This is a genomic window from Flavobacterium sp., assembly GCF_043760115.1.
GTDB lineage: Bacteria > Bacteroidota > Bacteroidia > Flavobacteriales > Flavobacteriaceae > Flavobacterium.
In genome coordinates this window covers 1-10468 of record NZ_JAYUPK010000015.1, presented here as the reverse complement: position 1 = coordinate 10468, position 10468 = coordinate 1, and the positions used below count along the sequence as shown (strand labels likewise).

The following is a 10468-nucleotide window of genomic DNA, read 5'->3' as shown; positions in this document are numbered from 1 at the left end:
CGGTTTTCGCAAAGCGAAAACCGCAACCAAAGGATTTTCATTTTAAACGAAGTTCACTGAACACATATGAAAATAAATGTTTTAGTGAAGTAATCTTGGCTAATTAAGTTTTGTCTTTTGTAAAATTAAAAATTTAAAAGAAAAAATTTTAAGGTTCAGCAACAACATCAACAGGTTTTGCTTCTGTAGAATCTTTAGGTTTTACAACAACAGGTTTTGTAGCAACTACTTTAGGATAAACTGGTACATAAACTTCGGTAATCCATTTAGAAGGATTTTTAATATCAGCTCTAGTTTTAGAATAAACTTCAACAATTGGAATGTTAGCATTTCTAATAAAAGTATTTTTATCAGCATATTCATAACATTTATTCCAAGCTTTTTGCAAATGGCTGTAATCTCCAGTAAGTATAGATTTAATTGCAGTATAATAAGGAAGTTTACCAGATTGAACATCGCTTCCTTTGCTAATAAATATCGAATCTCTAACAGGAATACAAACAGCCAAATCTACCAAATCATTGATTCTATCATATTTTGTGTAAATAACAAATGGTTTTCCGTTGCTATCAATTTTATTTTTAGAAAAGAATTTTTCCAATCTTGGAATAATAATACCAATATTTTTTGCAACACTTTTTTCTCTACAAAGAACAGATTGTTTCAAGTAAAAAGTAGCTTTTCTGTTAACAACTCCATTTTCTTTAATAGAAAAAGTTTTTAATTCATAGTCCAATGTTTTGGCTAAGTTTTCTAAACTTCTTTCATATTCATTTCCAACAAAAGCAGTAATTCCACCATTAAAAAAAGAAGCAACTTTCGATTTAAAATCTAATTTACCAATACTTTTAACAGTAACTTTTGTGCCGCCAAGTGTATCTTTAAACTGCCAAGAAACTTTAGAATTTTCTCCATTTAAAACCTGATCTTGAGTAATTGTTAAGTTTTCTTTTACCAAATTTGTTTTTAATTTTCCTTCATCATCATCACCTTTCCAAGAAAAAGAAGCACCTTTTCCCAAAGTCAATTCAGGATAATTAAATACAATTGATTTATCTGTAGCAAATCTAGAATCAAAAGTCTCCCAATTTTTAAAATCGTTTAAAAAATTATAAATAATGGTTCTAGGTTTTTTTATAACCTTACTTCTAGTAACATTATAATCAGCTTTTTGAGTAGCTACAAAAACAACTAAACCAATAAAAAATAATATAACAATTAATAAAATATATTTAAGAATTCTCATTTTTTTAAATAAAATATCAGATTTGGTGCAGTAAAAATAGTAATTTTTTATTGTTATTAAACCAATAGTATTGTAGAAGTTCTTTTACAGTAAAAAAAATATTGGAATCTATTTTAATGATTATCGCTTAAAGAAAACCTTAATCAAAAATAACAATAAAATAAATCCTAAAAATCCAAGTAAAATTTTATAATTTCCTTTATAAAATTGATTGTGAAGTACTTTATCTTTTCCATAAGCAATAACCATTGCAATTACAAAAGCTATAAAAAATAATGCTGCAAATATCCATTGACCAGTTGTAAACATATTGGGTAATTTTTCAACAAATTTACTGATTTGTAATCAAAATTTGTATTTTGCACTCACAATAAATTCATAAAAAATGCAAAAACAAATTAACTCAGTTAAAGAATTTCATTCAGCTTTTAAAATAGGTTACAGTGAAAATATAATTGGCGACTTGGGCGAAAATAAAAACCTGCTTCGTTACAATTTAATGAAAGAAGAAAACGAAGAATATCTAGAAGCAGTTCAAAATAACGATGTTGTAGAAATTGCCGATGCACTTGGCGATATGCTTTACATTCTTTGCGGAACAATTATAGAACATGGTTTACAACATAAAATTGAAGAAGTTTTTGAAGAAATTCAACGCAGTAATATGAGTAAACTTGGCGAAAACGGCGAACCAATTTACAGAGAAGATGGAAAAGTGATGAAAGGTCCAAATTACTTTAAACCTAATTTTGAGGTGATTTTGAAGTAGAAAAAGAAGAAGTTTGCAGCGATGCAAACTTCTTTATTTAAATACCTAAAATATTTTCTTTAAAAAAGGTTCTTTGTTCTTTGGGTAAGCTATAAAGTGACTTTTTATTACCATTAATAACATATTCTTCAAAAACAATTAAATATTTTTCTAATATCAATAATTCTGGAAAATCTTTTTTATGATTTTCGGTTACTGATATTAAAAATGCAATTTTTTCTGAGCTTAAGTTGTTTCTTTTTTCTTTTAGAATGTTTGTTATCCAATTTACAATTAAATTACTTTTGACATTAATTAAAAATTCTATGTCTTTTTTTATGTTTTGATATAAGTTTTGGAGTAAATAATAATTATTTAGATATGCTAATGTTAGCTCATTATAGAATATGTGTTTATCATTAATGTTAAAATTTATGTTTATATAACTTAATAGAGTTTTTACTACACTATTTTCTTTAAAAAATGTTAAGTTATAATCTGAAATACTAATTGCAAAGTTTACATAAGCAGTATAATATTTTTTATTGATTTTTATTGCTCTTGTATATTCTTTAAAACTTTGTTCAAAAATTTTTTCGTCGCTATTTAGTATTGCAAAATCTGTTAATACGTTGCCTAAATTATTATGAGGAATATAATCATTTGTATTTAAATCTCTTGCTTTTTTTAAATTTTCTAAACTTTTTTTGTAAAGTTTTACATCACTATTAATTTTTGCAACATTATATAACGCAACACCTAAATTATTGAATACTTGAATTGAGTATGGATTTATAATTGATGCAGTTTCATATTTATCAATTACTTCATTAATTGTATTTTTATCATTTCTAAATTCTGAATAATCATTTAATGATTTGCCCCAATTAAAATAAATTGTATAATCATTCGGATTTAGGATGCTTGCTTTTTTATATTTACTAAATCCTTCGATAAACTTTTTATTATCAAGATTTAATTTTCCTAATGTAGTCAATACACTTCCCCAATTATTGTAAATATTGCTATCAGCAACATTTTCTTTTTCAGATTTATTGTAAATCTCAATTGCTCCTAAAAAGTCTTCTTGTGCAAAAGAAAGTTCTGCTAATAAAATATAATATTCGTTTTTATTAATTAAACTTCGGATTTTTTTTATTTTTTCTTCTGCATTTGTCCAATCCTTTATATCAATTAAGTTATAAACAATATTAATTAATTCACTTTTATCAACATCCAAATCTTTATAAATAGTTTTTTTCAGTTCTAAAGCTCTATCAATAGCTTGAATTTCATAATTAAAATCCATTCTTTCATTATGACTTTCGCAATTGGACAATAAATTATGAAATTTATTTTTTCTGTCAGAAAGTTCGTTTTCATTATAATAAATCGCCAAAAAGTCTATAAATAAGGAAGTTATTCCTTCTCTATGTTCGCCAACTTCAATGCTTATTCTTAGTAATGGTTCTAGAATATCATATAGTTTATTACGTTTGTCATCAGTGTCAACAATAATTTCTATTAAGCTTTTTCGGCTCAATTCGCTCATTTGTTTGCTTAATGATTTTTGGTCAATAAAGCAGTTTTTACTAATGTCAGTTCCTTGTTGTGGTTTTCTTGCAAGAGCTACATATCGCAATATTTTTTGTTGTTGTGCTGGTAAATAGCGAATGTACGTTTCGTAATAGGGTTTTAAATCGTTAATGGTTTTAATGAAGTGACTTGATAGTTTTGCAAGTGTATCGGTTTTTAAGAATTCATAAAAAGTAACTAATAATCTATGATTACCTTTTACCAATTGATGAATTGCTTTAACCTGTCCGCGACCTTTATTTTCTAAATGTTTTACTACATCATCACGTTTATCTAATTTTGCTAAAGAAATTAAAAATTCTAATGATCCTTCAAAGTCTAAGTTTTTTAAATAATATAAATTAAAAAATCCATAAAAAGGTCTGTCTTCTTTATCAAAATCTTTACTTATAGATTGACTAGAGGCAATAATGCTTATTCTATTTACTTTGTACAACCAAGCTCTTAACTTTGATTGTTCGGCTGGTTTTATAGAATCTAATATATCACTAAAATTTTCAGCCAGTATTAATAATGGTCGTTTGCCAATATAATCTTCAATAATTTTTTCGGCAACATTTACTTGTGCTTTTGCTTGTGTTTCTTGTAGTTCTTCTATTTTTAGTAATAATTCTTCTTTATCTGCATCATTCCATTTTACTAAAGCATTTATTATTCTTGTTAAGAAATCAAAATAATTAGCCACACCATATTCTTCTTCTGAAAAATAAGCAACTACGAGTTTTTTATTAGTAATGTATTTTTGAATTCTGTGAAATAAGATTCTAAATAAATGGGTTTTTCCCATTCCTCGTTGACCAATAATTAATTGTTGATTATTGTTTCCATCTTCTGCAATAGATTTTACTGCATTAAAAAGATAATCGGCAGTTTTTTCTCTACCAATTAAAAGTTTTTCTAAAATTTCTGGATTGACACTTTTTGCACCAAACGACAGAATTGTGTTTATGCTATGTTGATTCTCCACCATTTTTTGAATATTTCGTATTTAAATTTGAAAGCTCTTTTATCGTTTTTTATTTCTCTAACTAAATAATGATCACTAAATAATTGATATAATACTTCTGTAATTTCTTTACTTTCATAGTTCAGTTTTGTCAATAATTCTTCTTCAACTATAAAGTCATCTTCTTTTGATAAGACTTTTAAAATTTCAATTGATATTTCTTTTTGTTCGGTTGGATAATATATTAAAATTCTATCTTTTAATTGATTAAATGCTTGATGGTTTAATGTGCTATTCATTAATAAATCATATGATTTACTGATGTTTTCTTCATTAATAATTAAGTCAAATTCGGTTTGGATTATATTAAATATTTTTGAAATATAAAAAGGTAAACCATTAGTTAGTTTATAAATTAAATTCCAATTTTTTAGTTTTTCATTTTCAATAATTTTCATTCCAGACAATGTATAACATTCGCACAATAAATCTGATTCTGATTTTATTAAAGCGTCCAAACCAAATTCCTCCATATCATTCGTGGCTTCGCCTGTATATCCAAACTCTTTTTTAAAAGTTTTTAAAACCACTTTTATGCCAATCGAACCACAATAAATAAAACGAATTCCTTTATTTTCTAATTTTTGTCTTCGTTCTCTTAATATATCAAGTAATTCTAATGCTTCGTCGTGTTTTCCTGCTTTGTACCAATCCCAAAGCATTATTGGTAATTCGTCAAATATTAATATTAGTTTACTTTTTGAGTTTTCTTGACTGTCGGCTATATCATCTAGTGTTTTAAATAAAATTTCTTTCCAACTTTTTTTATATTCAGGTAAGTTTAAAGTAAATTTTATATCATTAGTCTCTAAAGTTGGACTTTTTACAATTTCTCGAATTAGTTTATAAGTTTTAGAAAAATCTATTTTGTACCATTCTTTTAGATTCTCTAATTCTTTTATCAGTAAATCAATTACTTCTCCAAGATTTTCTTTGCCTTGAAATGAAAAATATTTTGCTTTTATTTTATCATTTTTAAATTCTAAAGGTAATTTATTTTCATTGCATAAATAAGCAAGTTTTTTTAACAATAACGATTTACCCATTCTACGAATTTGTTCAATAGAAATACTTTGACCTTTTAAAAGTCTTAAAATCTTTATTATTTCTTGTTCTCGACCAATTATTTGATGATCTGGAATTGTTCCTATGGTTGGGTTTAATGGAAATGGTTTCATAAAATATTAATTTAAAATGCAAATATACGATAAATTTATCTTACGATAAAAACATCTTACGATAAAATTAACGTAAATTATTAAAAAGATGATTTTGAAGTAAAATCACAACATCTTCTGTACAAAAACACTGTGCAACCATCTATCAAATTTAAAACCAGAATCTTGAATTTTACCAACAATTTCAAAGCCAAATTGTTGGTGAAATTCAATGCTTTTTACATTTTCAGCATCAATAACACCAATCATAGTATGCAAATTTTGTTGTTGAGCAAGAACAATCAATTCTTCAATTAAAAGTTTTCCAATACCTTTTCCTGTGTGATTTTGATGAGCATAAACCGAATGTTCAACAGTAAATTTATAAGCTTCACGAAATCTAAATTCACTGTAAAAACCAAAACCTACAACAATTTCATTTTCTGTTGCAACAATTATTGGAAAACCTTTTTTTAATTTTTCGTCTAAGATTGCAATTTGATTTTCTAAAGTTCTAATTTTATAATCATACAAAGCTGTAGAATTTAAAATATTATAATTTATAATTTCTAAAATTGCAGTTGCATCTTCAACGTTGTAAGGTCTAATTTTAATTTCCATCGTTCAAAAATAATACATCTTACTCATTTAAAAAAATCTTTAAAATTTGAATAGTTTGAAATAAAAGGTAAAAAAACGCTGTAAGTATAAACTCTAAGTTTAAAAATTAAAAAACTTAGTTACTTTGTGTCTTTGGGGTAAAAAAATAATAATTTACTTCGTAACTTTGTGAAAATTAATTGCCTTTGCGACTAAGTGTCTTTGTGGCAAAAAAAATACTAATGACTTATCCTAAAATACCTTTAGCACAATCAATTATAGAAATTTGTCGCCAAAAAGGAATACATACTATAGTAATTTCGCCTGGTTCTAGAAATGCACCGTTAACAATTGGGTTTGTAAATAATTCAAATTTTACTTGTTATAGCATTGCAGATGAGCGTTGTGCAGCATTTTTTGCTTTAGGAATTGCTCAACAAATAAAAAAACCAGTTGCGGTTATTTGTACATCAGGTTCAGCTTTATTAAATTATTATCCAGCATTTGCAGAAGCATTTTACAGTCAAATTCCGTTTATAGTAATTTCTGCCGATAGACCACAAGATAAAATTGATATTGGCGACGGACAAACTATTCGTCAAGAAAATGTATTTGAAAATCACTCACTTTACAATGCCAATCTTACTGAAAATGCTTCTCCAGAAAACGATTTTTTAATTAATGAAGCAATAAATAAAGCTTTCGCCAAATGTGGTCCAGTGCATATTAATGTTCCATTTGAAGAACCATTGTATGAAACTGTTTCTCAATTATCAGTAAATCCACAAATTAGTTCTTCAATTTCTAAAGAATTTATTGTTGATGAAAATCTATCTCAATATGCATCTATTTGGAATTCATCCAAAAAGAAATTAATTCTAGTTGGAGTAAATGAACCCAATGCTGTAGAACAAAAATTTCTAGAAAATTTAGCCAACGATTCTTCTGTAGTTGTAATGATAGAAACTACTTCCAACTTACATCACCCTAAATTTATAAATACAATTGACACCATAATTACGCCATTTACTGATAAAGATTTTGAAGATTTTCAACCAGAAATTTTATTAACTTTTGGCGGAATGATAGTTTCTAAACGTATAAAAGCTTTTCTAAGAAAATACAAACCACAACATCATTGGCACATTGATTCACTTCGTGCTTATGATACTTTTGGGTGTTTGACAAAACATTTTGTAACACAACCTAATATATTTTTTAAATCGTTTTTTGAATTAACTCAAAACATAGAAAGTGATTATAATGAAAAAGCACAAAAAATAAAAAAACTTCGACAAGAAAAAAGCGAATTGTATTTGTCTAAAATTCCGTTTTCCGATTTTAAAGTTTTTGAAATTTTGTTGCCAAGATTACCGCAAAATTCGCATTTGCAAATTAGTAATAGTTCGCCAATTCGTTACGCACAATTATTTGACATAGAAAAAAGTATAGAAGTTTTTAGTAATAGAGGAACAAGTGGAATTGATGGAAGCACATCTACAGCAATTGGAGCAGCAGTTGGAAGTCAAAAACAAACCACTTTTATCGCTGGTGATGTTGGATTTTTGTATGATAGCAATGCGCTTTGGAACAATTATATTCCTAAGAATTTTAAAATTATTCTGATAAATAATGGTGGTGGAGGCATTTTTAGAATTCTTCCAGGTCACGATGAATCGGAAGTTTTTACAACTTTTTTCGAAACTTCTCATTGTTTAACAGCCGAACATTTAGCAAAAATGTATCAATTGGAATACCACATTGCAAGTACAGAAGAAAGTTTAAAAAATGGATTAGATATTATTTTTAATCAAAATGAAAAGCCATGTTTACTTGAAGTTTTTACACCAACATTGCAAAATGATAAATTACTTTTAGATTATTTTAATCATTTGGTTTAGTGTGTTTTTTCCAATAGTTCTTCCCATAATTACAAAAAATTTCTTCGCCAGATTTTATTTTTTGAGTAGCCATTAAACATACATTTCCGTTTTCATCTAATGTGATTTTTGCTTTATTTTTAAAGTTAGATTTTGAGAAACCTGAAGCATCATTGGCATATTTTGCAAAACAAGTTACATTATTACAATCTAAAATTTTTCCGTTAAGCAAATTCATAAAATAAGCATCATTGCCATTATCTACTCTTTTTTTTGCTTCTTCATCAGAAAGAATTTCACCTTTGTAAACTGAAATTATCTCGTCTTTATAAATGTCAATTGCTGTAAAAAGTCCGTTTCCAGAATTTTCTATTTGCGATTGTTGAATATATAGATAATCAGTTTCTTCTGCTTCAATTGTATTATTATCCAAATTTTTTATTTCAAAGATAAGTTTTTCAATTGCAATATCAAAAGTCAATTACAATATCAAGTTCAAAAATCAATTACAATATCAAGTTCAAAAATCAATTTCAATTTCAAAATTTAATTTCAATCTCAATTTTATAATAAATATGAAATTTTATATCTTTTGTCTTCCTGAGCAAAGTCGAAGGATTTCAATCTGTAATAAGTTTTTCTAACTTATTCAATAAATCTTAATTCCTAATTCCTAATTCCTTTATTCCTAAATCTCAAATCCTAAATTCAAATTTTGTAACTTTGCGTCAAATTAAAAAAAATGCTACAAATAGGTCAACACAATACGCTTACCATTTTAAGAGATACCAAAGTTGGTTTGTTTCTAGGCAACGGAAACGAAGCTGACGATGTTTTGTTACCCAATAAATATGTTCCAAAAGTATTTGAAATTGGAGAGGAAATTACCGTTTTTGTATATTTAGATCACGAAGAAAGACCAGTTGCAACTACACTTGTTCCTTATATTTTCTTGAATGAATTTGCACTTTTGCGAGTAAATTACACTAATCAAATTGGTGCTTTTATGGATTGGGGAATGGAAAAAGATATTTTGGTTCCGTTTAAAGAACAAGCTCGACCAATGGAAAAAGGAAAACGCTATTTGGTTTATCTATATATGGATGAAAAAACGAGTAGGTTAGTGGCTTCTAGCAAAACCAATCAGTTTTTAGATAATGAAAATATTACTGTAGAAAAAGGAGAAGAAGTAGATTTAATAATTTCGCACATTACCGATATTGGAATTAATGTAATTATAAATCAAAAACACAAAGGTTTGGCTTATAATGATGAAGTTTATGATGATTCCATTCGAACTGGAGATAAAATGAAAGGTTATATAAAAACAATTCGACCAGATGGAAAAATTGATGTTTCATTACAAAAAGTTGGATTTGAAAGTATTGAACCGAATTCTGAAATAATTTTAAATGAACTTAGAGCAAGTCGTGGATTTTTAAGATTAAATGACAATTCAAGTCCAGATGACATTAAAACAGTTTTAAAAATGAGTAAAAAAACATTTAAAAAAGCAGTTGGACTTTTATATAGAGAAAAATTAATTGAAATTAAGGAGGATGGAATTTACTTAATTAAAGAATAAAAAAATGCTGTAATAAATTTTACAGCTTTTTTCATGAAGTCGATTACACTTATAAAATCTCAATTTTTGGATTGATTTTTAAAATTTCTTGAAGAAATAATTCGCTTTTACTAGGCGAGATAAAAACATCATCATAGTTATTGTAAGTTACAATAAAACCTTTAGTATCTAACGCTGGTTTCATAGAAACTGGCACGTACAAACCAGAATGTGTTTTTATTTTATTGATTTGTGCAATATCAATTCTGCCTCGAAATGGTCCAGAACGATATAGTAAAAGATTGTTTTTTATAACGTATCTTGTATCTAATAATATCCAAATTACTAGCGCTATGACTAATGAAATAATTACAAACGGAATTATTGAAAATGTATTTTCGTAAAAATTTACAACTAATATTGTAATTAAAAACACTACCAAAAACCACAATATTCCTATTGTAAAATTATTTTTGGTTGATAGAAATTTGTTCATTGGTTAATTAATTCAAATAATTGATACAAAATTATACTATTTATTGTGATTTTCATAGTATTCAATATATTTAATCGCTGAATTCAAGTTACAAATGCAACTTTTTGGTTAAACATATAATTTGGTGATTCAAAATTAAATCTTTTTCTTGGTCTATTGTTAATTTTTTCTTGTA

At 26.4% G+C, this 10468-nt stretch carries 10 protein-coding genes; 3 read left to right on the top strand and 7 right to left on the bottom strand.

The window, feature by feature from the left end; genetic code table 11:
* Positions 1-148: 148 nt before the first annotated feature.
* Positions 149-1246, bottom strand: a complete 1098-nt coding sequence (locus ACH2BC_RS00995) for a GyrI-like domain-containing protein (RefSeq protein WP_395052077.1) — start codon at positions 1244-1246, stop codon at positions 149-151.
* A gap of 120 nt (positions 1247-1366) precedes the next feature.
* Positions 1367-1555 (bottom strand): hypothetical protein, encoded by a 189-nt coding sequence (locus tag ACH2BC_RS00990; RefSeq protein ID WP_395052076.1) that lies wholly within the window; start codon positions 1553-1555, stop codon positions 1367-1369.
* 76 nt (positions 1556-1631) lie between these two features.
* Between ACH2BC_RS00990 and ACH2BC_RS00985 the strand changes: the two genes are divergently transcribed.
* On the top strand, positions 1632-2015 hold the full coding sequence (locus tag ACH2BC_RS00985) for a hypothetical protein (protein ID WP_395052075.1): 384 nt from the start codon (positions 1632-1634) through the stop codon (positions 2013-2015).
* 37 nt (positions 2016-2052) lie between these two features.
* On the opposite strand, the gene ACH2BC_RS00980 is transcribed toward ACH2BC_RS00985, so the two are convergent.
* The 3 genes from ACH2BC_RS00980 to ACH2BC_RS00970 form a co-directional block, all read right to left on the bottom strand.
* Positions 2053-4560, bottom strand: a complete 2508-nt coding sequence (locus tag ACH2BC_RS00980; RefSeq protein WP_395052074.1) for a hypothetical protein — start codon at positions 4558-4560, stop codon at positions 2053-2055.
* Positions 4536-5774 carry a hypothetical protein gene (locus tag ACH2BC_RS00975; RefSeq protein WP_395052073.1) on the bottom strand — a complete coding sequence of 413 codons (1239 nt, stop codon included), beginning with the start codon at positions 5772-5774 and terminating at the stop codon, positions 4536-4538. Before ACH2BC_RS00975 ends, ACH2BC_RS00980 begins: the two co-directional genes overlap by 25 nt.
* Before the next feature lie 105 nt (positions 5775-5879).
* Complete coding sequence (locus ACH2BC_RS00970) at positions 5880-6374, bottom strand: GNAT family N-acetyltransferase (protein ID WP_395052072.1); 495 nt, start codon at positions 6372-6374, stop codon at positions 5880-5882.
* 221 nt (positions 6375-6595) lie between these two features.
* Here ACH2BC_RS00970 and menD point away from each other — a divergent pair, with 221 nt between their 5' ends.
* Positions 6596-8254, top strand: coding sequence for a 2-succinyl-5-enolpyruvyl-6-hydroxy-3-cyclohexene-1-carboxylic-acid synthase (gene menD, locus ACH2BC_RS00965; protein WP_395052071.1), 1659 nt, complete (start codon positions 6596-6598; stop codon positions 8252-8254).
* Here the strand turns inward: menD and ACH2BC_RS00960 are convergent.
* A complete protein-coding gene (locus ACH2BC_RS00960; protein WP_395052070.1) occupies positions 8238-8666 on the bottom strand; it encodes an SET domain-containing protein-lysine N-methyltransferase in 429 nt (142 codons plus the stop codon). The two genes, menD and ACH2BC_RS00960, sit on opposite strands and share 17 nt — an antisense overlap.
* 309 nt (positions 8667-8975) lie before the next feature.
* Here ACH2BC_RS00960 and ACH2BC_RS00955 point away from each other — a divergent pair, with 309 nt between their 5' ends.
* Positions 8976-9818, top strand: coding sequence for a S1 RNA-binding domain-containing protein (locus tag ACH2BC_RS00955; protein WP_395052068.1), 843 nt, complete (start codon positions 8976-8978; stop codon positions 9816-9818).
* 49 nt (positions 9819-9867) lie between these two features.
* Here ACH2BC_RS00955 and ACH2BC_RS00950 read toward each other — a convergent pair whose 3' ends face one another.
* A complete protein-coding gene (locus tag ACH2BC_RS00950; RefSeq protein WP_395052067.1) occupies positions 9868-10293 on the bottom strand; it encodes a PH domain-containing protein in 426 nt (141 codons plus the stop codon).
* Positions 10294-10468 lie beyond the last annotated feature (175 nt).

Coding starts and splice junctions, on each gene's coding strand:
- ACH2BC_RS00995 (WP_395052077.1), bottom strand. CDS start 1,246: ATGAGAATTCTTAAATATATTTTATTAATTGTTATATTATTTTTTATT.
- ACH2BC_RS00990 (WP_395052076.1), bottom strand. CDS start 1,555: ATGTTTACAACTGGTCAATGGATATTTGCAGCATTATTTTTTATAGCT.
- ACH2BC_RS00985 (WP_395052075.1), top strand. CDS start 1,632: ATGCAAAAACAAATTAACTCAGTTAAAGAATTTCATTCAGCTTTTAAA.
- ACH2BC_RS00980 (WP_395052074.1), bottom strand. CDS start 4,560: ATGGTGGAGAATCAACATAGCATAAACACAATTCTGTCGTTTGGTGCA.
- ACH2BC_RS00975 (WP_395052073.1), bottom strand. CDS start 5,774: ATGAAACCATTTCCATTAAACCCAACCATAGGAACAATTCCAGATCAT.
- ACH2BC_RS00970 (WP_395052072.1), bottom strand. CDS start 6,374: ATGGAAATTAAAATTAGACCTTACAACGTTGAAGATGCAACTGCAATT.
- menD (WP_395052071.1), top strand. CDS start 6,596: ATGACTTATCCTAAAATACCTTTAGCACAATCAATTATAGAAATTTGT.
- ACH2BC_RS00955 (WP_395052068.1), top strand. CDS start 8,976: ATGCTACAAATAGGTCAACACAATACGCTTACCATTTTAAGAGATACC.
- ACH2BC_RS00950 (WP_395052067.1), bottom strand. CDS start 10,293: ATGAACAAATTTCTATCAACCAAAAATAATTTTACAATAGGAATATTG.